Source organism: Alkalibacterium subtropicum (assembly GCF_900112455.1).
Taxonomy (GTDB): domain Bacteria; phylum Bacillota; class Bacilli; order Lactobacillales; family Carnobacteriaceae_A; genus Alkalibacterium; species Alkalibacterium subtropicum.
This window is the reverse complement of the sequence record NZ_FOLT01000014.1, coordinates 1-21,583: the sequence shown is the minus strand read 5'-3', so window position 1 is coordinate 21,583 and position 21,583 is coordinate 1. Positions and strand designations below refer to the sequence as shown.

Sequence of the window (21,583 nt, the reverse complement as noted above, 5' to 3'; positions counted from 1 at the left end):
TATTAAATAGGAAATATAAGGAGTGGACGGATCGTGATTGAAAAATCTTATGATAAAGAAGTATTTGACGCTATAGAGTTAGAGAAGCAGCGTCAGGAAGAAAATATCGAACTGATCGCTTCAGAGAACTTTGTTTCTCAGGCTGTCATGGCTGCGCAGGGAAGTGTTTTGACGAATAAATATGCAGAAGGCTACCCAGGCAAACGGTACTACGGCGGCTGCGAATTCGTGGATATTGTGGAGAACCTGGCGATCGACCGTGTGAAAGAACTGTTCGGAGCCGACTATGCGAATGTCCAGCCTCACTCCGGTTCCCAGGCCAATGCGGCTGTATTCCAGACTTTTTTAAAGCCCGGTGATACATATATGGGGATGGCTTTGAGCCACGGCGGGCACTTGACGCACGGTTCTCCGGTAAACTTCAGCGGCAAGCTGTACAATGTCATCCCGTATGAAGTGGACAAGAAAACAGAGACGATCGACTTCGACCAGGTCAGAGAACTTGCCAAAGAGCACAAACCCAAGATGATCATAGCAGGTTACAGCGCCTATCCACGGACGATCGATTTCAAAAAGTTCCGTGAGATCGCTGATGAAGTGGGGGCGATCTTAGTGGTCGACATGGCCCATATTGCCGGACTGATCGCGGCAGGCGTGCATCCCTCACCGATCCCTTATGCAGACGTCGTCACGAGCACTACCCATAAAACGCTGCGCGGTCCAAGAGGCGGTCTGATTTTAGGGAAGGAAGAATACGCCAAACAGCTGAACAGTGCCATCTTCCCGGGCACGCAAGGCGGTCCGCTCGAGCATGTCATTGCCGCCAAGGCCGTGGCGTTCGGAGAAGCGCTCCAGCCTGAATTCAAAGACTATGCCGAACAGATCGTCAAGAACGCCAGGGCAATGGCCGAGGTATTTGAAGAGTCAGCCGGACGTCTGATCAGCGGCGGTACGGATAACCACTTGCTTCTTATGGAAGTCACGGATTTTGGGCTGAACGGCAAAGAGGCCGAAACCTTGCTGGATAAAGTCGGTATCACGGTGAACAAGAACTCGATTCCGTTTGAGACCTTGAGTCCATTTAAGACGAGCGGCATCCGAGTCGGCACACCGGCGATCACGACACGAGGATTCAAAGAAAAAGAGTGCAGAAGCGTGGCTGAACTGATCATCTATACTTTGAAGGCGAAAGATGACGAAAACAAACTGGCTGAAATCAAAGAGTCCGTTCGTGACCTGACGAAACGTTTTCCCTTATACGCGTAAAATGAATAAAAAGTAAAAAGTATCGGCTCCCTTGTCTTGTGAAAAAGGAGCCGATACTTTTTGATTGAGATGAATCGATGTAGCTAAAACACTTATCCAGAATTCAAGCGGTTATCCGGGGCAAAGGCACCCTGCTGCACATAAACGACAGTGGAGTGTCTCTTAAAAACATGATGAATAGTTTACTCAGAAACGTATTATAAAGCCTCCAGATCCAATTCTTCCAAAGTGGCATCGATAAATTCGCGGCGCATCTGGAAGTCACTGCCGTACTGTTTCACTGCGGCGATTTCACCTTCATCCGAATAGAAGCCTGCATATTTCTCAGGCTGTCTGACTGCTTTGACGACGGACTGGCAGCCTTCTTCGACGGTCACAAAGAAAGGGTCGAGCAGCTTAAAGACCAGTCCGGCAACAGTAGGGCTGACATTACTCTTTCCGATATTCGTTGATACCATCCCGGGATGGACAGCTGTCGTTTTGAGCCCCTTACGGGAATATTTTTCATGCAGTTCCTGTGCCAGGTAAAGGGTCCCAAGTTTTGACCGGCCATATCCAGCGAAGGCATTGAACCGCTTTGGTTTGAAGAAAGGCTTTTTCATAGGTGCGAACTTGTAGGCTCCAGAAGAAACGACGACCACTTGCTTTCGCTCACTGTTCATGACCAGCGGCAGCAGTTCATGAGTGAGCAGGAAATGACCGATATAATTCGTTGCCATCATGAGATCGTACCCGTCGACGCTTTCTTCTTTAGACGTCGAAACGATGCCGGCGTTGTTGATCAGACAGTCGAGATGATCGTATTTATACTTGATGTTTTCTGCCGCCTGTCTCACGGAATCCAGCACACTTAAATCGCATTCAATGATTTCTATCTGCACCTCAGGATTCAGTTCCAGTAATTCCTGCTTCAAATATGCCGCTTTTTCCAGATTTCGGGCAAGCAGGAGGATACGGTCAAAGTCGTGGATCAGATTTTTTACAGTCCCGCGCCCGATGCCTGAAGTCGGCCCGGTGATTGCCATTATAGTTTCAGTCATTTCATTCTTCCTCCTTCTATATGTGATAAGATTTAATCACTATCATTTTCTTTATATTCAATTGTTTTTCTTGTGAAATACACTACGGGTATGCTCAAAAACAGTAATCCTCCAGTTAGCTTAAGGAAGTTCTCCGTGATTTGTCCATCTGATGTCATAGGAGTACCGGAGGAGAAAGAGTTAAAGATATATGTCATACCCAGTATAAAGTAAAAAAGAGAAGTAAGTGAAGGAAACTGCCATTTGTTGAAAAAAGCACCGGTATAGACATTCATTAAAATCGAGTAACAGACCGCAATTAATAAAAACAAACCAAACTCCAGCGTTTTAGTTTCCGCCCATTGAATATTTAAAATAAAGTTGGCGAGAGATAAGGCTATAACGATATAAAAAGCATGGTGGCCATGTTTATAACACATCAATTTCTGATATTCGTCATAGTATTTCATTGTCAGTGTCCTCCCAGAATAAGTCGTTAAGTATATGGTTAAATGCCTTCTGATTCAAGTTAGTTTATTCTTCGTCAAAGTCTTCTTTATCTTGTCTTTTTTCAACAAACAATTTTAAAAGGTAGGCTGCAGATATAAAAACAAACATTGCTCCGTTTAGTGGCATGATGATATTCGAGGTGATTTTCCCATCAACTATAATCGGTGAATAGGGAGACAAAGAATTAGAAATATTGAGTAGACCTAGTATAAAGAAGATGACGGCATTAAGTTGAGGATTCTGCTTTTTAGTAAAATAGGCTCCTTTATAGATATACATAATAAGGGAGTACATAGCTGCAATCAATACAATCACCATAGTCTCCAGTTCTCCTGTTTCACCCCACTGAAAATCGTAAAATAAACTCATGAAAAAATTTAACAGTGTAAGCACAAGTACGATACTAAAAGCTTGATACCCATACTTGTAACGCATATATTTCTGATATTCATCAAAATTACTCATCTCTATCTTCCTCCTATGTCATTAGAATTCAGTTTGTCCACTACAAATCTTGTAACCAAATACGTACAAGATATCCTTATTAAAACTAAGCCAATCAAGAAAAGTAGAATGCTGGATGTGATTCTACCATTTGAAACTAAGGGTGAGGATAGAAAAAAAGATAAGGTCATAATAGCTATCCCAAATACAAAGTAAATAATAGAATAGCGTTTGGGACTTTGCCATTTAGCAAGGTAGGCACCTCGATAACTAAACATAATGAGTGAGTAGATATTTGCAATAAATATAATGACTATTATCTCCAATTCTTTAGTTTCCGCCCATTGAAAGTCGTAAAGAGCACTAAGAAAATAATTAAATAGTGTTAAAAATGTTATGATTTCAAATGAATAATAGCCATACTTATATCGTATGTGTTTTTGATATTCATCATAAGATTGCATTGTAAGTACCCTCCCAGAATAAGTCATTGAGTTCTATACTATATTATTTGAGTTTTTCAGTCAGTTTATTCTTCGTCATCATTCTCCTCTTCGTTTATCTACTAACACTCTCGTGAAGTGAGCAACGGGTATAGAAATCCAAAGCAGACCACTTACTAGCATAATACTATTGAAGGTGACCAATCCATCAACTATCATAGGTGTTCGAAGGGAGGAAGAAGAAAGATAAATATTGGCCAAGCCTAATAAGAGAAAAATAACAGCAAATACAGTAGGATTACTTTTATTGTAGAAATAAGCGCCTTTATAAATGCTCTTCATCATGAAGTATCCCAGAGCAATAAATATTAATAACACAAACTCGAGTTCTTTCGATTCTGCCCACTGAATTTCAAGAAAACTAGAGAGAAAATAATTTATCATGATTAATATGATTAAAATACAAATGAATGGGCACCGTATTTATAGCGCAGCAGTTTCTGATATTCATCAAAGTTGTCCATCTTAATTTTCCTCCCAGAATAAGTCGTTGAGTGTCACGTTTAATGCTTTGCATATGCGTATGCATAAATTGATAGTTGGATTGTAATCGCCCCGTTCAATGGCACTGATCGTTTGCCGGGTGACATCTACTGCGTCTGCCAGATCTTGTTGGGACATATCCAGACTTGCCCTGGCTGTCTTTAACCGCAAGTTTTTAGCCATTGTTTTCTCCTTTGGAAGTAATCTATATTGTTCATTGTGTAAAGTATATCTTACATTGTAGGTAGTGTAAAGGATTATTCACTTATATTAATTTATTTATCTTGAAGGACTGTGAGACCTTTTAATAGGTGGATAGTTTGAAGAGAAATATAAAAAAACAGATCATGTGAACCGTCCTGGTCTTCACGATCTGTTTTATTATGTCTATGAAAAACATCATTCGGTTAGTTGTTAATCGTAATCGTATTATTCTTAATAACATCCACGATTTGTTCTTTTAATTCGTCAAAGGGCTTGTCCCAAGTGGCCACTATCACACATGTTTTGACAGCTTCATCAGTCGGTAGAGCAAGTTTCATCCCATTAATACGCAAAAAGTAAACGAGCGTCATGAAGGCTGTCCGTTTATTCGCGTTATGGAAACAATGCTTTTTAACCAGATTTATGAAAAGGATAGCTGCTTTTTCTTCTAAAGTCGGATAGACTTCTTCTCCGAAAGCAGTCTGATGTATGGACTGAAGGCACATGTTCAGAGCAGTGGGTTCTTTGACACCAATAAATTCTTGCGGAGAACCCTTTTTGATCAAATAAACATTAAAAAATATGACTTGTTTCTCTGAGAGTGTATTCATTTATCCACCAGTGATTTAAACGTTTCTTTATGTTCTTCATAAATAGAATCTACCATATTAATAAAGTCTTCGTTTACAACGTCCGGATCCTGTTTAACGAGTTCAGCACGATTTTGATCACTCGTAATAGAGACTGTATCTCCTTCTTTTAAATCAAGTGCTTCCATTACAGCGGGTGGAATAGTCAGTACATAACTGTTTCCGCTTTTACGAATTTTTCGTACTTGTTTAGTAGTCATTACAATACCTCCTCTGTATATACATCTAATCTTGTAAATACATTATAGCATAATAAGACTTCGACACAATCGAAACATCTTTTTATTATAATAATCTTCATTAGAATACCTAAGCAGTTACTCAAGCATCAGTCGTAATACACTTCATCTAAAAATAGACCCTGCGAAGGCACAGCCATGCCGGCGTCACTTCTTACACCGCTCTCAAACACGTCGTCGATCGCGTCCAACTCCAGAGTGCCGGTACCGATTTCCAATAATGTACCTGTCAGGATCCGGACCATTTTGTACAGAAAGCCTTCACCGGCAAACGTGAAGTGCACCAGATTGCCTTCTTTTTCGATCGTGATTTTATCCAATGTACGAACGGTCGACTTTTTTGACTTTTTAAGTGCTGAGAAACCAAAAAAGTCGTGTCGGCCAGTTAGTTTTTTTGCAGCCTGTTCCATCTTTTTCATATCCAGCTGTTCAGGGTAATGGAAGCTGTAGTTGCGCTCAAAGGCAGAAGGGATGGTCTGGTTCCACACATAATAGCTGTACTGTTTCCCACTGGCATGATAGCGCGAATGGAACCGTTCAGGCACTTCTTCCAGTTTTTTGACGATGATATCTTGTGGAAGGTTTTTTATCAGGACTTCCTGCATGGCCGAAAGATCCATATCGGACTCGGTCTTGAAGTTGGCGACTTGTCCTCTAGCGTGGGTCCCGGCGTCTGTGCGGCCTGAACCGACGATCTCAACTTCTGTGCCGGTCAGCTGTGACAGCACGTTTTCGATTTTTCCCTGAATCGTCTTGTCTGTATCACCAAGACGCTGCCAGCCCTGATAGCGGCCGCCGTCATATTCGATCGTCATTTTAATGTTTCGCATGGTATCCCTCTTTATCTTTTTGATGTAGTTTAGGTCTAAGGTGAATCTGTTTAGTCCGGTCTTCTAAATTTCTCATAGAGTTGCTAAAAAGCCTAACGGTTCTACTACTCTTCACCATTATACCTTTAATGAACCAGTGGCGCATGCCTCTATGATATACTGGACCTAAATCTTTTAAAATGAATGCATATGAGAAATGAGGGGCTGGAAATGAAAGTACATGCTGGAAGCGAAAACTGGAACCGGGCAGCGGCTTTTTATGTACGGATGCAGGTGTTTGTGTTAGAACGTGAGATCTCGCTGCAGGAAGAATTCGATTCAAAAGACACGGACGGCACCGTTTATGTCGTCCTTTATGATGACGGCAAGCCGGTCGCCACGGGCCGGTATAAAGAGATCGACTCAGAGACTATTCGACCTGGAAGAATTGCAGTTTTGAAAGATTACCGCAAGCAGGGTCTGGGCGAACAATTATTGAAAGAACTGGAAAAAATAGGGCAGAAAAATGGCTGCACAAAGTCGGTCATCCATGGTGAACTGACGGCAGCTGAGTTCTATGAAAAACTGGGATACGTACGGGTCTCAGACATTTACTACGAAGATGGCGCGCCCTGTGTCACCTTGAATAAACAGCTATAAATCAGTAAGTGTCTGCTTTTTAAGTAAACTAAAAACTGACAGAATCGAGCAATCGAGGGCATGAAACAGATAGGTGCTCCTTATATAATGTAAATGAGGTGAGCGATATGGACTATTTTAAAACGATTCAAAAGGCTATTGACTATATGGAAGACCACTTATTGGAAGATATCAGTTACAGTGACGTTGCTAAACATCTGTACCTTTCAAATTTTCACTTTCAAAGAACGTTCAGTCTGATAACGGGTGTCACGCCGAATGAATATATACGCTACCGGAGATTGTCGATGGCCGGCGAAGAACTCACCCTGTCTCGATCGAAAGTCATAGACGTCGCCTACAAATATCAATACGAGTCACCGGAAAGTTTTTCTAAAGCCTTCACTCGCTTCCATGGTGTGTCTCCCGGTAAAGCCAAAAAAGCCGGAATTGATTTGAATAGTTATAACCGCCTCGTTATGAAATTATCGACGGAAGGAGGAACGATCATGAATTACAGAATCGTCGAAAAGGAGCCGTTTAAGCTGATTGCCAAGGTGGAACAATTCCCCAATGAATCGATCGATGATTCAAGCGAAGTGGAAAACAAAATACCGGATTTCTGGAAAGAAAGCGGTCGGTCAGATGTGTTTGAAACACTGCAGGAACATGCTGTGACGGAGGATCTTTATGGGGTATGCGCACCTATGACAAAGGAAAGTGATTATTTCGCCTACGGCATCGGTATGCTGCATGATGGCAGGGAAACGCCTGATGGCTATCGTGTCTGGCATGTCGAATCCACGCTTTGGGCAGTATTCCCCTGCATAGGTGACAGTCCTGATTGTATTGGTGAAACATGGGAGAGGATCTTCAAAGAATTTCTTCCGGGATCAAATTATCGGATGCTGGAGGCTTCAGATTTCGAATTCTATCCAGCCGAAAAAGACGAGGCCCTATTTTGTGAGATATGGATCCCAGTTGAGAAAAAAAGTGAAAGCTGACTTTTAGCGTCGGGACAGCTAGACAAGTCTGCTAACGGTACAGTATACAGTAAAACGCCCTCTTCCAAATCAATGGAAAAGGGCGTTTTATCTGTCTGCTATCAGGCAAACTGTTTACTGGTTTTCACTGCTTCAGAAACGTGGATACCGTATTGGACAACCGTCCAGATCAACAAGAATGTAAATGGAACGAAGAACAGCACGGATGTTCTAACGGGTGCCAGAGAAGCCACGTGATAGTAGACCAAGGTGATACCGGCTGTCATCAATCCGTTGACGTAAAGACTCAACTGGGCTGAACCACCGACTTTATTCATGATGTAAGTCGCTCCGGCTAATAAGAAAGCCGCGATCGCAGCATATCCAAATGGATTGGTTAAGGAAGCGAGTCCGATCGTTGAGAATAGATTGGCTTCAATGAACGTATGCGCGCCGATAAACGTAAAACTGGCAAGGGCTCCCGCTATGCTTAATCCTCTGCTGTTCACCGATGAAAAAATCACCATGCCGCTCATAATTATGTAAGCCAGTGTACCGATGATCATCGAACGACCATGAGTGGCGTAAGCGGGCAAGACAGCTGAAGAAAGAGCTAGAAACATAATGACCGCCAGTGAGAAGAATAGAAGTGAAGAGACTATAGAACGTGTATTTTTCATGTAGAGTGATCTCCTTATGTATATTTATAATGGTTTCTTATAAAGATAAACTTAACATATGGTGGGGAAGATATCAATATAAAGTAGCATTGAACATACTGTCTAGAGGTGAGAAAGAGAAAGAAGGCGGCATTCTTACTGTGTTATCCTGTCGGTTTCGGAGGATCATGAACGGCGAATACCAACAAGGGGGCAGTATCGAGCGTCAGCGGTATTTATTTCTCTCACTGACCTCTGAGCCGGCAGAAAATGTGGCGAAACCTTGAGAAAATAACGCGGATGTTGACTTTTTTGCTCTTTATAACTAAGGTCGGTCGGATCATTTGATTGAGGATTTCATCTATGTTATTATCATGCCTGTGCGTGTTTTAAGTTAAGTTTTTTCAAAAAGAAAAAATAAAAATTACTTGGTAGTTTACTTCACTCACGCTAATAAATAGGAGGCAAAGAATGAAGAAATCAAAATATCGTAGACTGTTAACTGTGCTACCTGCAGCATTTTTACTGTTAGGTTGTGAGGCTGGAGAAGCTGAAGAAGAACCTGATGACTTCGGAGAGGCGATGGAGCATACCATCGTTGGGATCGAAGCCGGCTCCGGTACGACTGAAATGGCAGAGGACATGCTGAACGACTACGATAATTTAGAAGACTGGGAACTGCAAACGAGTTCCACAGCAGGGATGGTCACGGCGCTTGAAGAGGCCATCGAAAATGAAGAGCCGATCGTTGTGACTGGATGGACACCCCACTGGATTTTTGAAGAGTTTGATCTGAAAATTTTAGATGATCCGAAGCATTCGCTTGGAGAAGAAGAATTTATCCACACGATCGTGCGTGAAGGACTGGAAGAAGACATGCCTGGCGCCTATACTGTCATGGAGAATTTCAGCTGGGAAGTTGAAGATATGCAGGAAGTGATGTTTGCAGCGCAGGATATTCCTTTTGAAGAAGCTGCATCAGACTGGGTCAATGATAACAGAGACCTCGTTGATGAATGGACAGAAGGCGTTGAAACAGTAGACGGTAAAGAATTTGAATTAGTGTCCACACCGTGGGACTCCGAACGTGCGTCTTCTCATGTGATGCAGTACGTATTGGAAGAAATGGGCTACACCGTCGACATCACTAATGTGGATCCTGTCGTTATGTTTCAGGCGATCGCCCACGACGAAGGTGATGCCAGTTTAGCTCCATGGCTGCCAATGACTTTCGGCGCTTACTATGATGAATATAAAGATCAGATCGTTGACTTAGGACCGAATATGTCCGGAGCAATGAATGGACTGGTCGTCCCAACCTATATGGATGTGAACTCGGTAGAAGATCTGCCGGCCAAAGATTAACTGAAAAGTGATTGTAAGATATATCCCGACAATTTATCCTGATGCTAAGTATATCAGGGTAAATTGTCGGGATTCTTAGTGGTCATTAATGCATTTTAATAATAAAAAATGTATAAAAACTCTTATTTACCAAAGATAAAATCGGCAGGATCGAATGTAATGAAATGCAAATCAGCCGGATATTTGATATAGTTCAGTAAAGCGGAAGGGTGGTAACGACATGAGAAGTTTGAATATCGCACACAGAGGGTTTAGTGGTCAGTACACAGAAAACACCATGACCGCCTTCGAAAAAGCGTATGAAGCAGGCGCTGACGGGATAGAACTGGATGTCCGACTGACGAAGGACGGGGAAGTCGTCATCTTCCATGACGCTAAAATAGACAGGATGACGGAAGGGAAGGGTGCGGTCAGCGAGTATACACTGGAAGAACTGCAGTCTCATCCGATCATCACCCGTCCCCTGCAGAAAGCGATCAAACAGGCAGTGATACCGACGCTCTCAGAGTACCTTGAATGTGCAAAAGACAAGCCGCTCGTGACGAATATCGAGCTGAAAAGCATCAAGAAGAACTACCGGTTAGAGCTCCGAGTAGCGGAAGCCATCCAAATATATAAAATGGAAGAACAGGTCATTATTTCCTCCTTTCTTGAAAACAGCCTGATCCGTATGAAAATACTGGCGCCTCGTGCCAAAACCGGACTGCTCCTTTCAAAGTATGATGAATCGACCATTCAAATGGCCAAGGAACTGGGATTTAATTATGTACATTTAAAGGCAGTCAATCTGACTGAAGAAATTATAGAGTCAGCTCACGCTCACGGTCTGGGTATCAACACTTGGACAATCAATGAAATGAAAGATCTGGAGAAAGCGAATGCTTTGGGTCTGTATGGCATTATTACGGACTATCCGGATCGGCTGCGTACGATTCAGTATAATGATCAGTGATTCCCCGCTTCAAGCTATGAGCAATCGTGTGATAAAGACCCATGCATCATTCCCGAAACTGGGCGTGATGCTTTTTTTATGTCGACTGATAAGAAAGTCCTTTCAAATGTAATGAAAAACCTGTTATGATAGATAAGTTGATTATTTATTTAAAAAAAGAATATTATTACATAATAGAGTATGGGGATGGTGTAAGTTATGTTACATAGACGATTAATGACAGGGATGATAAGTGCCGCCATGCTTCTGGCCGGGTGTGAACCGGTGGATGAAGCTGTGGAACGTGAAGAGATCGAAACGAAAGAGGCAGTCCCAAGTGGAGTGACGGATTCGGAAGAGAACGCCACAGTCCTGACAGAAGAAGAGAGCGGGAATAGCGTTTCTTCTGAAGAAACAGTGGATGATGAGACAGATGGTATTTCTAACGATGCTGATGTTGTAGAAGAAACAACAGAAGAAGTTGCCATCGACGAATCAGAGGATAGAGTCGCAGAAGAGGATGCCGTCTATGAAGTGTCCGCAAGTCAAGATGATGTGGCGGCGTCCGAAGCGGAAACAGCAGAAGACGAGCCTGAACTGGGGACAGAAGAAGCAGCGTCTGACTTAGTCTACGATATTGAAGCTTTAGACCTTCCGAGTCCGGAAGACCTGCCGCTGGACGAGGTTTATATCGAAGTGAATGACAACGTACCGCTGTTCACGAACGAAGAACTGGAGGTCAGCGAACCGTTTCATTCATATGAAGCAAGAGATGAACTCGGACGGGTCGGTGTGGCGGATGCTCTTTTGGATGTTGAGCTGATGCCGGCAGAAGAACGCGGATCCATCAGCCATGTCGACCCGACGGGATGGAACCAGGGGAATTATGAGGTCGTCTCCGGCAACTGGCTCTATAACCGCAGCCACCTTATCGGCCATCAGATGACTGGGTATGACGGCAAAAACAACCTGATGACCGGGACCCGCCAGTTCAACGTCGAAGGCATGCTGCCGTTTGAAAACTTCGTTGCCAGTGTCGTTGAAGACACCGAAATGCAGGTCCGCTACCGTGTCACCCCGCTGTTTGAAGATGACAACCTGCTTGCCCACGGCATCGTCATGGAAGGCTTCTCCGTGGATGATAACGGCGAGACCCTCTCCTTCAATGTCTTCGTCCCGAATCAGCAGGACGGCATCGAGCTGGACTATGAAACAGGCGACCATGCGCTGGTTGAATAAAGTAATATTGAAGAAGCAAGAGGCTGGGACTAATCCCAGCTTCTTGCTTTTTTAATTACATTTTAAGGTAGTCAGAAGAAATATGACGTTGCTGGCGGTTCCTCTACCATCTCAAAGGTGAAAGCTGATTTGAGTGGGTAAGCAATTCGTCAGGCTTACAAACTGGTTAGTATTTATTCATTTGAGCTAGTAGACTATGTTCTAGGCTTACTATCTCAAAGATGATTTTTCTATCGAGATGGTACGGGAAGATGAAAGCTTACTAACTGGCTGTCAATTATTCCAATGAGTAAGTAAGCGTCAAACGATGCACACCATCTCACTCAGCATTTTCCCCCTCGAGTTAGTATGCGTTTGCATGGGCTTGCCAGCTCGAGCAACATCAGCTCGTCCAGTTGTTCTTTCAGTCAGTTCCAGTACCCGTGCATCTACATTTTTACTCTTGAGTGGAACATATTATTCGCCAAAGATTGCTTTACTTTTACATGAATCATGAAATCACTCTTTATTCCTTTTGGTAATTTTAATTGATTCAACAAAGTAATTGAAAACGAAATAACCTACTATGACGAGAGCATAGCCGATCCATTCGGCCGGTCCCTCAAAGCTACTTACTATACTACCCATAATAAACAAACCGATGAATTCCCAAAAAAACCAGGAAGCATTACTTATTTCGATATAGTCACCATCATTTACAACCAGTTTGTTGCTTTTGCTGCCAAATTGCTTGATCTGCAGGACTGATTCTTCTTCAGGAAGAGTGAATGCTTTCTCTTCCCCCTGTGCAAGTTTTCCAATATCCTCATTATTGATTTCGATTTTGAATTTTAAAAAAGAAGCTGCAACCTCTGTATCCCTTATAAGTATAAAAGCCATATCATTTCCTCCTAGTTTATTAAAAAAATCTTCATCATCTTCAAGGGTTTCACTAAGGACCACTAGGACGGTATCAGGCTGGAAAATGATACCGTTACACATATTCTAGTGAATTAATTAAAACCAAAAGGGAAGCACGTGTTCTTGGTTGAGGGTGCGTTTGCCTTGGCGTGGTCATTGTGTGGACTTGTTATTGATCTTCGTTAATTTGAATGAGTCAGTCTTTATAAGTAAGATAAAGAAACATGTAATGGAAACAACTAGACTGATAAGCATGGCTGGCCCATCAAGGAGAATGGCTATAGGTACAAATAATACTGCGAGCAAAACCATCCACCACAGTCCAGGTCCGTTGGATATTTCCACGTGATCGCCGTCGTTGACCGTAAGTGCGTTGCTTTTTCCGCTGAGCTGCTTTATCTGAACAATAGAATAATCTTCCGGGAGAGTGATCGTCTTTTCTTCACCTATCGCTATTTTTGTTACCGGTTCATTGTTTAGCCATACTTTAAATTTCGGTAATGAACCAGCGACATAGGGACTGCGTGTCAATGTGATCGTCATAAGTAAGCCTCCTTATTCTATTTTCTGATCGTCTACTTTTTCAAGTTGATATCTATTCATTAATAGGGGAATGAGAAGGAACCACAAGAGCACAAAGAATAAACTGACTAATTTAGGCGTACCAGTAAGGAAGCTCGAGAATAAGGGCGCTTAGATGACAGCTAAGATAAACATAAAAAGAAGTCCCGGTCCATTAGTCACTTTAATATGGTCACCGTCATTCACAGTCAGTTTGTTGCTTTTGCCTTCCAACTGTTTGATTTGGATCACCGAGTCTTTATCACGAAGTGTGAACGTTTTTTCTTCTTCATGAGCAATTTTTCCAATTTCTGTATCATTAGCCTTTACTTTTAACTTGAATAGCGCACCTGCAACGCCAGTGTCCCGTGTCAATCGAATGGTCATGTGTCTGTCTCCTTAGCTTTACATTCAGAATAACACATGATTAGTATATATCATAAACGGTTTTTGAATACGCACGTCATTCATTGTGGCAATTAATGCCAGTTTATTAAATCGACTGTTTCAAAGGGAGTGAATCTTTTGACAAGAGATCCTGCGCTACGAGAAGGAGATGCCACATGAGTGATTCCGGTATCTTCCTGTTAGATGTCTTGGGTTTAGTGTATGATGGGTGATAAATAAGCGTTAAGTACGACTGACATCTTGGAATACATAGAGGAGGAATTGTTTATGGCAATGATAGAGGATTTCATGAAGCTGGATATGCGTGTTAGCACAGTTGTGAAGGCAGAGCCGTTTCCTGAAGCGCGGCAGCCGGCAATAAAATTAGACATTGATTTTGGTGAAATGGGGATCAAGCAGTCATCCGCGCAAATCACCCAAAGATATGAACCAGAGCAGCTTATTGGAATACAGGTGGTAGCCGTTGTCAACTTCCCGCCCAGACGTATAGCAGGATTTAAATCCGAAGTGCTGGTCATCGGCGGTGTGCCCCAAGAAGGTGATGTGGTGCTCTTAAAGCCAGACGAGCGAGTAGAAAATGGTTCGCGAATTTCTTAGGACTGCCAACTTTTTCTTGTAACAGAGACACACTACATGCACAAGAACTTACACAAAAGACAAACACGCTCTCAGCTAAGAGAGCGTGTTTGTCTTTTATTCCCACTCCACAGTGGATGGTGGCTTGCTCGTTATGTCATACACGATACGGTTGACGTGGTTCACCTCGTTGACGATGCGGACGGATATCTTCTGCAGGATGTCCCACGGGATGCGGGCGAAGTCTGCAGTCATGCCGTCGATGGAGGTGATGGCACGGATGCCGATGGTGTAGTCATAGGTCCTCGCGTCGCCCATGACCCCAACACTCTTGAAGCCAGGCAGGACCGTGAAGTATTGCCAGATGTCGCGGTCTAGGCCGGCTTTTTTGATTTCTTCACGTAAAATTGCGTCGCTTTCTCTGACGATCTCCAGTTTATCTTCGGTGATTTCACCGATGACGCGGATACCAAGACCTGGTCCTGGGAAAGGCTGGCGCCAGACGAGGGATTCGGGCATGTCGAGTTCCAGTCCCAATTCACGGACCTCGTCTTTGAATAAAGTATTCAGGGGTTCGATCAGCTGGAAGGTCATGTCGTCAGGCAGTCCGCCGACGTTATGATGTGACTTGATGGTCTCAGCCGTCGCTGTCCCGCTTTCAATGACGTCTGTGTAAAGCGTGCCTTGGGCCAGGTAATCAATGCCGTCGAGCTTGGCTGCTTCGTCGTTGAAGACATAAATGAATTCATTCCCGATGATCTTGCGTTTCTGCTCGGGATCGGAGATGCCTTCCAGCTTACTTAGGAAACGCTCTTTGGCATCAACACGGATAACATTCAAGCCGAATTTGCCCTGCAGGCTGTCCATGACCTGATCGCCTTCGTCTTTGCGCAGGAGACCGTGATCGACAAAGATACAGGTCAGCTGGTCACCGATGGCTTTGTTCAAAAGAACGCCGACAACACTGGAATCGACGCCGCCGGACAGGCCGAGCAGTACTTTTTTGTCGCCGACAAGTTCTCGGATTTTTTCAACTTCCATATCGATGAAGTTCTGCATGCTCCAGTTGCCGGAACAGTCGCAGATACCAAAGGCAAAATTGCGCAGCAGTTCGTTGCCGTGTTCAGTATGGCGGACTTCCGGATGGAACTGGACCGCGTGAAAGTTCTTGTCTTTATTTTGAATGGCGCTGATCGGGCAGTGGTCATTGGATGCCGTCACTGTAAAGCCATCTGGAAGATCTGTGACGTAATCGCCATGACTCATCCAGACGTTCTCATTGGCTTCAAGTGATGTGAATAAGTCAGCAGTGCGGTCCTGTACTTTGATCTCAGCTTTGCCGTACTCTCGGTTCATGCTCGGTTTCACTTCGCCGCCAAGCATATAAGTCATCAGCTGCATGCCATAACAGATCCCCAAGATCGGGATGCCCAGTTCAAATATCTCCGGGTCGATGGAGAAGGCATTTTCATCATAGACGCTCATCGGGCCGCCGGAAAAGATGATGCCTTTCACGTTCATGTTTTTCAGTTCTTCTGCCGTCGTTGTGTGGGGGAGGAGTTCAGAGTACACACCGAATTCTCTGATGCGGCGCGTGATCAGCTGATTGTACTGGCTCCCGAAGTCCAGAACGACGAGTTTTTCTAATGTTGTTGTATCAATGACTGAAGTCAATCGTTTCCCACCTTTCATCTTGTTATGTTTAACGCATGGTATAGTTGGGTGCTTCTTTTGTGATTTGAACGTCATGCGGATGCGATTCTTTCAGTCCGGCACCGCTCATCTGAACGAACTGGGTCTCTTCGCGCAGGGCCTGGATGTCTTTGGCGCCGACATAACCCATGCCTGAACGGAGTCCGCCGAGCATCTGGAAGATCACTTCTTCCAGGCTGCCTTTGTATTCGATGCGGCCTTCGATGCCTTCAGGGACCAGTTTGTTGGCCTCGTTCACTGAATTCTGGAAGTAGCGGTCACTCGACCCTTTCTTCATAGCGCCCAGGCTGCCCATGCCGCGGTAGGTCTTGAAGCGGCGTCCCTGGAAGAGTTCGAATTCACCAGGCGATTCGTCCGTCCCGGCAAGCAGACTTCCCAGCATCACAGCGTGTCCGCCGGCAGCCAGGGCTTTGACGATATCGCCGGAATATTTGATCCCGCCGTCTGCGATGATGGGTTTGTTGAATTCCCTGGCGACCGTTGCGGCATCATAAATGGCCGTGATCTGCGGTACACCGACACCGGCAACGACGCGGGTGGTACAGATGGAACCTGGTCCGATGCCGACTTTGACGACATCCACGCCAGTTTCAAAGAGGGCGCGTGTGCCTTCGCCTGTCGCGACGTTTCCGGCAATCAGGGCTACGTCCGGGAAGGCTTCTCTGAGTTCTTTGATTTTACGGATCACGCCGGCACTGTGGCCGTGAGCGGTATCGATGACGATGGCATCCACTTCGGCGTCTACAAGGGCTTGGGCACGTTCGAAGGAGTCACTCGTCACGCCGATCGCGGCACCGACAAGCAAACGGCCGTGCTCGTCCTTGGCGGCGTTGGGGAACTGGACGACTTTTTCAATATCTTTGATCGTAATCAGTCCGCTGAGTCGGCCGTCATTGTCTACAAGCGGCAGTTTTTCGATTTTATGTTTCTGCAGGATTTTTTCGGCTTCTTCTAAAGACGTTCCCACTGGCGCAGTAACGAGTTCTTCATCTGTCATTTCGGTACTGATCTTCTTGGTATAGTCGGTTAAAAAACGCATGTCGCGGTTGGTCAGGATCCCGACCAGGACGCGGTCTTCCATCGTATTGACTAAAGGCACGCCGCTGATGCGGTAACGGGACATCAGTTCTTCTGCGTCAGAGATCAGGTGGTCAGGGGTCAGATAGAACGGGTCGATGATGACGCCGTTTTCCGAACGTTTGACTTTACGCACTTCCATCGCCTGATCCTCGATCGACATATTCTTGTGAATGATCCCAAGGCCGCCCTGACGTGCCATGGCGATCGCCATGCGTGAATCTGTGACGGTATCCATGCTGGCGCTTAAAATCGGTACAGAGAGTTTCACTTTCTCGGTGAGTTTCGTGCTCAGGTCCACGTCATTGGGCAGGACATGGCTTTCCTGCGGCAGTAATAAAACATCGTCAAAGGTCAATCCTTTTTTAGCAAATTTCGTTTCCCATTGTGACATAAATGAATAGCCTCCTTGAATTGTATGTGTGACCGGCTTTTGATTTTAAGGACTAGTGTATCAAAGCGACCAGAGGCGGTCAAAGGGTAATTTTGAGGATTTTTTATTATGAGAGACTTATCATAAAATGCGATTGTGATGGTTCTAATAAATAACGTTTCCAAGTCTGATAAGACAAAGTTCGCTCAAAATGAATATTTTTAAAAAGGAAAAATATATAAGTTCGTTCTAATCGAAATATAATGATATTTTATATTTGTAGTCTATTTAATGTTAAGTTTTTAAAACTAAAAGGCGAATGTTCGCCTTTTACATCTCTTTATAATCAGTAATATCCGAACATTATCGTGAAGGAGGCCAAGCCTGTATAAGTGGCATTTATGCTAAAATCGCACTATTTGATCTGGTTCCGGTTAGACTGAAGTGAGTTCATTCACCGGTCAGCCACCTATCCCAGACTCCCAAACACTTAAGGTGAAGTACAGCTCCTTTTGCGTGTCCTGAACTTCATGTTTCGATGGTTTTGTTCAGTTCGAGCGATGAGAGAGAAGCTGAACTCAACTTTTTTGTGAATAAATGATGTTGACCCCTTTTTAGAGGAACCAAACTCAACGAATCCGGCTTTAACCTAATGAGTCCATAAGAAAAAGCAGTCCAGCCTCTTCTTTAAAAGGCTGAACTGCTTTCTGGTCATTCGATTTATTTAGCTGACATGTATCAGAGATTCGTTTACTCTTCAAGCAAGCCTGCTTCGATCAGGAACTCACGGGCGACTTCTTCAGCCGGACGGTCTTCCACGTCGACTTCGTAGTTCATAGCCCGCATCTGGTCACTGGTGATCAAGCCGTCTAAAACAGACAAGGCCTCTTCGATCTCAGGATGTTCTTCGATCAGTTCCGTCATCATCAAAGGCGCTCCTTGATACGGCGGGAAGAGTTCCATGTCGTCTTCCAGAACGACCAGGTCGTAGACTTCCAGCTGACTGTCTGTGCTGTAGGCATCGATCAGGTTGACGTCGCCCTGTTCGATCGCTTCATAACGGAGCTGAGGTTCCATGGTGATGACTTCACCGAATTCAAGACCATACATGTCCTGGATCCCAGGGTAGCCATCTTCACGGTCATTGAATTCAAGAGTGAAACCGGCACTGACCTCGTTCTGTACCGATTCCAGATCGGAAATGGTTTCCAGATCGTATTCTTCAGCGAATTCTGATGTTACCGCCAAGGCATAGGTATTGTTGAAAGCCATCGGATCAAGCAGGGTCATGTCATACTCTTCCTGCAGACGTCTCCTGGCTTCTTCATATACTTCTTCTTTAGGGGTGCCCGGTTCAGGGACTTCTTCAAAGAAATTAGACAACACGGTGCCTGTGAATTCTGTATAAATATCGATTTCGCCGGAACGCAGGGCATTGAAGATGAACGTCGTTTTTCCGAAATTCGGTTCCACTTCAGCCGAGAGATCTGTATCCTGTTCGATCAGGAGTTTATAGGCATTCATCAGAATTTCCGGTTCAGCCCCGATCTTACCGGCGATGACCAGATCATCTTCATCTGAACTGAACAGCGGGATGATCAGCAGGGTGCCGATAATGACGATGGCGGAGCTTAAAATGATGGCCGTTTTTCTGAAGGACGTGTGCTGCAGGTAACTGAGCAGACGGTCAAACAGGATAGCTAATAAGGCCGCCGGAACGGCTCCTAAAATGATCAGATAGTTGTTCCCGCGGTCGATACCCAGAAGGATCAGGCTACCCAGACCACCGGCGCCGATCAAAGCGGCAACGGTCGCTGTACCGATGATCAATACAGTGGCGGTTCGGATACCTGCCATGATGACCGGCATCGCTAAAGGCAGCTGCACTTTTATCAACTTCCGTGAACGGTCCATCCCCATGGCATCAGCCGCTTCATTAAGTGAAGGGTCGATCCCCGTCAATCCGGTATAAGTATTTCTCAGGATCGGCAGGAGGGCATAGATGATCAGAGCCATGATCGCCGGAATGGAGCCGATACCTACGAGCGGGATCAATAGACCCAATATCGCAAGGGACGGAATCGTCTGAAAAATAGCTGTGACTTGAATGATCGGCTCGGCGATTTTTTTATGGTTCATCAGGAATATCCCTAAAGGTACGGCAATGAGGACCGCAATAAACAAGGAAATGAAGGATAACTGCATATGTTCGATCAGAGCTGTCCAGACGTCCTGCTGGCGCGCCTGCAGCGTGTCTAAAAGTCCACTCATCCGTTAACCTCCTTTTTTGCCGCTTCTTCAGAAAGAATATCATCCGCATAGTGGTGAATCAGATGTTCGCGTCTGATATAGACCGGTTCGTTCTCCTTGCCTGTTTCGACTTTTACCGCACCGAAACGTGCCAGGCAAAGGGTCAAGTCATCCAGTGACGTATCCAGAGAAACGGTCTCGTCATATGGGTTCTCTTTATTAGTACAGAAGCCTCTGTCCACAAAGGTCTGAACGCTTATTTCGCCTTCGTAATAAGGTAAACCGGTACGAAGGAAGTCTTTGACAAAGTCATTGGCTGGATTTTTAAGTATGTCGTCAGCGGTGCCGACCTGTTCGATCTTGCCTTTATTCATCACACAGATGCGGTCGCCCAGCTGAATGGCTTCCTGCATATCGTGCGTCACAAAGACAACGGTCTTCTTGAATTTTCGCTGCAGGTTCAACACATCCTGCTGCAGGCTGTTACGCGTGATCGGGTCTAAGGCGCCGAACGGTTCATCCATCAATATGATATCCGGATTAGCTGCCAGTGCACGCACGACACCTACACGCTGCTGTTCACCACCGGACAATTCCGATACCTGACGGCTGCGGTATGTATCCGGATCTAAGTTCACACTCTCAAGTAATTCGGTCACCCGGTTCCGCATGTCCTCTTTCGACCATTTCAGCATTTCAGGAACGATCGTTATGTTTTCTTCCACCGTCATATTAGGGAAAAGAGCGATCTGCTGCAGGACATAGCCGATATTCCACCTGAGTTCCTGGATGTCGTACTCACTGATCTTCTTGCCGTCGATATATAAATAGCCTTCCGACAAAAGAATGAGCTTGTTTATCATCTTTAATGTCGTCGTTTTGCCGCTGCCACTAGGGCCGATGAGGACAAAAAATTCGCCTTCATTGATTTCCAGATCAAAATCAGAAACCACAGCTTTGCCGTTATAACGCTTGGTTACATTATCAAAACGTATCATATTCCACCGTCCTCCTTCATCTTATTCTTCTTATTATCTTAGTATAACAAACTATATTAATTATTCTGTAATCATATACTCAACGATATTGAAGAAATATCTAATAAACGGTATACTTTCCTGTAAGCAAAGGGGAGAAGCTAATGGTCAAATTACGGGAAATCGCAGAGAAAGATAATCAGGCAGTTGGGGAGATCGTGCAGGCCTCACTGAAAAGCAGAGGGTTGAATTTACCGGGAACAGCTTACTTTGACCCGTATCTGTTTTCGCTTTACGATTATTATCAGGTGCCACAACGCGCATACTGGGTGCTGGAGGAAGAAGGCAGGGTCGTCGGGGGCTGCGGCATCGGTCCGTTCGGAGAAAGTGAAACCGTTGGGGAACTGCAGAAACTTTATATCCGTGACGAAGCACAAGGGCGGGGTTACGCACACCTTTTGATGGAAAAGGCCCTGGCCTTCGCTGAAGACAATTACGAGGCGGTTTATATCGATACGTTTGCTTCATTGAAGGAAGCAAACAAGTTGTATGAAAAATATGGCTTTGTGAAGCTGACCGAACCGATCGCTGGCTCCGAACACAATGCCTGCGACACCTGGTATTTAAAGGAGTTTTAGTAAACACATGTCCAGCATCGACTAACTCAGCGCTTGTTTTTCACTGTCACGATTAAAATGCAGCGCAATGGGATCGCTCAAAGGTGATTTCCCGTGAGTACGCTGAATGAGCGCCGCATTGGTAGCGCTCAAACTGAAATTTACGTGAGTACGCTGAATGAGCGCCG

Annotated in this window: 23 protein-coding genes; 8 read left to right on the top strand and 15 right to left on the bottom strand. The window is 44.7% G+C overall.

Annotation, left to right across the window (positions count from 1 at the left end; translation table 11 throughout):
* Positions 1–30 precede the first annotated feature (30 nt).
* Positions 31–1,266 (top strand): serine hydroxymethyltransferase, encoded by a 1,236-nt coding sequence (glyA, locus tag BM049_RS10065; protein ID WP_281242234.1) that lies wholly within the window; start codon positions 31–33, stop codon positions 1,264–1,266.
* A 197-nt stretch (positions 1,267–1,463) separates the two neighbouring features.
* Here glyA and BM049_RS10060 read toward each other — a convergent pair whose 3' ends face one another.
* The 7 genes from BM049_RS10060 to truA all read right to left on the bottom strand — a co-directional run bounded on the left by BM049_RS10060 (position 1,464) and on the right by truA (position 6,148).
* Positions 1,464–2,306 (bottom strand): SDR family NAD(P)-dependent oxidoreductase, encoded by an 843-nt coding sequence (locus BM049_RS10060; RefSeq protein ID WP_091531248.1) that lies wholly within the window; start codon positions 2,304–2,306, stop codon positions 1,464–1,466.
* Positions 2,307–2,338: 32 nt separating this feature from the next.
* Entirely contained in the window at positions 2,339–2,755 is a 417-nt protein-coding gene (locus tag BM049_RS10055; protein ID WP_091531246.1) for a hypothetical protein, read from the bottom strand.
* 64 nt (positions 2,756–2,819) lie between these two features.
* Entirely contained in the window at positions 2,820–3,260 is a 441-nt protein-coding gene (locus BM049_RS10050; RefSeq protein ID WP_091531244.1) for a hypothetical protein, read from the bottom strand.
* Between the two features lie 947 nt (positions 3,261–4,207).
* The gene (locus tag BM049_RS10040) at positions 4,208–4,408 is read right to left on the bottom strand and encodes a helix-turn-helix transcriptional regulator (RefSeq protein WP_091531240.1); all 201 of its coding nucleotides are present in this window, start codon (positions 4,406–4,408) and stop codon (positions 4,208–4,210) included.
* A 224-nt stretch (positions 4,409–4,632) separates the two neighbouring features.
* Positions 4,633–5,040 carry a type II toxin-antitoxin system death-on-curing family toxin gene (locus BM049_RS10035; protein WP_091531237.1) on the bottom strand — a complete coding sequence of 136 codons (408 nt, stop codon included), beginning with the start codon at positions 5,038–5,040 and terminating at the stop codon, positions 4,633–4,635.
* Complete coding sequence (locus BM049_RS10030) at positions 5,037–5,279, bottom strand: AbrB/MazE/SpoVT family DNA-binding domain-containing protein (RefSeq protein WP_091531236.1); 243 nt, start codon at positions 5,277–5,279, stop codon at positions 5,037–5,039. The genes BM049_RS10035 and BM049_RS10030 overlap by 4 nt, the downstream gene beginning before the upstream one ends.
* Before the next feature lie 128 nt (positions 5,280–5,407).
* Positions 5,408–6,148 carry a tRNA pseudouridine(38-40) synthase TruA gene (gene truA / locus BM049_RS10025; protein WP_091531231.1) on the bottom strand — a complete coding sequence of 247 codons (741 nt, stop codon included), beginning with the start codon at positions 6,146–6,148 and terminating at the stop codon, positions 5,408–5,410.
* Positions 6,149–6,358: 210 nt separating this feature from the next.
* Here truA and BM049_RS10020 point away from each other — a divergent pair, with 210 nt between their 5' ends.
* Both BM049_RS10020 and BM049_RS10015 read left to right on the top strand, forming a co-directional pair.
* Positions 6,359–6,787: a GNAT family N-acetyltransferase gene (locus tag BM049_RS10020; protein WP_091531229.1), complete on the top strand. Its 429-nt coding sequence runs from the start codon at positions 6,359–6,361 to the stop codon at positions 6,785–6,787.
* Between the two features lie 107 nt (positions 6,788–6,894).
* On the top strand, positions 6,895–7,770 hold the full coding sequence (locus BM049_RS10015) for an AraC family transcriptional regulator (protein WP_091531227.1): 876 nt from the start codon (positions 6,895–6,897) through the stop codon (positions 7,768–7,770).
* A 101-nt stretch (positions 7,771–7,871) separates the two neighbouring features.
* On the opposite strand, the gene BM049_RS10010 is transcribed toward BM049_RS10015, so the two are convergent.
* Complete coding sequence (locus BM049_RS10010; RefSeq protein WP_091531225.1) at positions 7,872–8,429, bottom strand: hypothetical protein; 558 nt, start codon at positions 8,427–8,429, stop codon at positions 7,872–7,874.
* A 450-nt stretch (positions 8,430–8,879) separates the two neighbouring features.
* Between BM049_RS10010 and BM049_RS10000 the strand changes: the two genes are divergently transcribed.
* The 3 genes from BM049_RS10000 (at position 8,880) to BM049_RS09990 (ending at position 11,943) form a co-directional block, all read left to right on the top strand.
* Positions 8,880–9,773, top strand: a complete 894-nt coding sequence (locus tag BM049_RS10000; protein ID WP_091531219.1) for a glycine betaine ABC transporter substrate-binding protein — start codon at positions 8,880–8,882, stop codon at positions 9,771–9,773.
* 220 nt (positions 9,774–9,993) lie between these two features.
* On the top strand, positions 9,994–10,725 hold the full coding sequence (locus BM049_RS09995) for a glycerophosphodiester phosphodiesterase (RefSeq protein ID WP_091531217.1): 732 nt from the start codon (positions 9,994–9,996) through the stop codon (positions 10,723–10,725).
* Positions 10,726–10,923: 198 nt separating this feature from the next.
* Positions 10,924–11,943, top strand: coding sequence for a DNA/RNA non-specific endonuclease (locus tag BM049_RS09990; RefSeq protein ID WP_091531214.1), 1,020 nt, complete (start codon positions 10,924–10,926; stop codon positions 11,941–11,943).
* A 498-nt stretch (positions 11,944–12,441) separates the two neighbouring features.
* On the opposite strand, the gene BM049_RS09985 is transcribed toward BM049_RS09990, so the two are convergent.
* The 3 genes from BM049_RS09985 to BM049_RS09975 form a co-directional block, all read right to left on the bottom strand.
* Positions 12,442–12,822 carry a hypothetical protein gene (locus BM049_RS09985; protein ID WP_091531212.1) on the bottom strand — a complete coding sequence of 127 codons (381 nt, stop codon included), beginning with the start codon at positions 12,820–12,822 and terminating at the stop codon, positions 12,442–12,444.
* Positions 12,823–12,996: 174 nt separating this feature from the next.
* A complete protein-coding gene (locus BM049_RS09980; RefSeq protein ID WP_091531209.1) occupies positions 12,997–13,386 on the bottom strand; it encodes a hypothetical protein in 390 nt (129 codons plus the stop codon).
* A 150-nt stretch (positions 13,387–13,536) separates the two neighbouring features.
* On the bottom strand, positions 13,537–13,791 hold the full coding sequence (locus BM049_RS09975; protein WP_091531206.1) for a hypothetical protein: 255 nt from the start codon (positions 13,789–13,791) through the stop codon (positions 13,537–13,539).
* Between the two features lie 288 nt (positions 13,792–14,079).
* Here BM049_RS09975 and csaA point away from each other — a divergent pair, with 288 nt between their 5' ends.
* Entirely contained in the window at positions 14,080–14,409 is a 330-nt protein-coding gene (gene csaA / locus BM049_RS09970) for a chaperone CsaA (protein WP_091531204.1), read from the top strand.
* Positions 14,410–14,505: 96 nt separating this feature from the next.
* On the opposite strand, the gene guaA is transcribed toward csaA, so the two are convergent.
* The 4 genes from guaA to BM049_RS09950 all read right to left on the bottom strand — a co-directional run bounded on the left by guaA (position 14,506) and on the right by BM049_RS09950 (position 20,799).
* Positions 14,506–16,062: a glutamine-hydrolyzing GMP synthase gene (guaA, locus tag BM049_RS09965; protein WP_091531202.1), complete on the bottom strand. Its 1,557-nt coding sequence runs from the start codon at positions 16,060–16,062 to the stop codon at positions 14,506–14,508.
* A gap of 28 nt (positions 16,063–16,090) precedes the next feature.
* Positions 16,091–17,572, bottom strand: coding sequence for an IMP dehydrogenase (gene guaB, locus BM049_RS09960; protein ID WP_091531199.1), 1,482 nt, complete (start codon positions 17,570–17,572; stop codon positions 16,091–16,093).
* Positions 17,573–18,301: 729 nt separating this feature from the next.
* Entirely contained in the window at positions 18,302–19,822 is a 1,521-nt protein-coding gene (locus BM049_RS09955; protein WP_091531197.1) for an ABC transporter permease/substrate-binding protein, read from the bottom strand.
* The gene (locus BM049_RS09950; RefSeq protein ID WP_091531194.1) at positions 19,819–20,799 is read right to left on the bottom strand and encodes an ABC transporter ATP-binding protein; all 981 of its coding nucleotides are present in this window, start codon (positions 20,797–20,799) and stop codon (positions 19,819–19,821) included. Before BM049_RS09950 ends, BM049_RS09955 begins: the two co-directional genes overlap by 4 nt.
* A gap of 143 nt (positions 20,800–20,942) precedes the next feature.
* Between BM049_RS09950 and BM049_RS09945 the strand changes: the two genes are divergently transcribed.
* Entirely contained in the window at positions 20,943–21,416 is a 474-nt protein-coding gene (locus tag BM049_RS09945) for a GNAT family N-acetyltransferase (RefSeq protein ID WP_091531191.1), read from the top strand.
* Positions 21,417–21,583 lie beyond the last annotated feature (167 nt).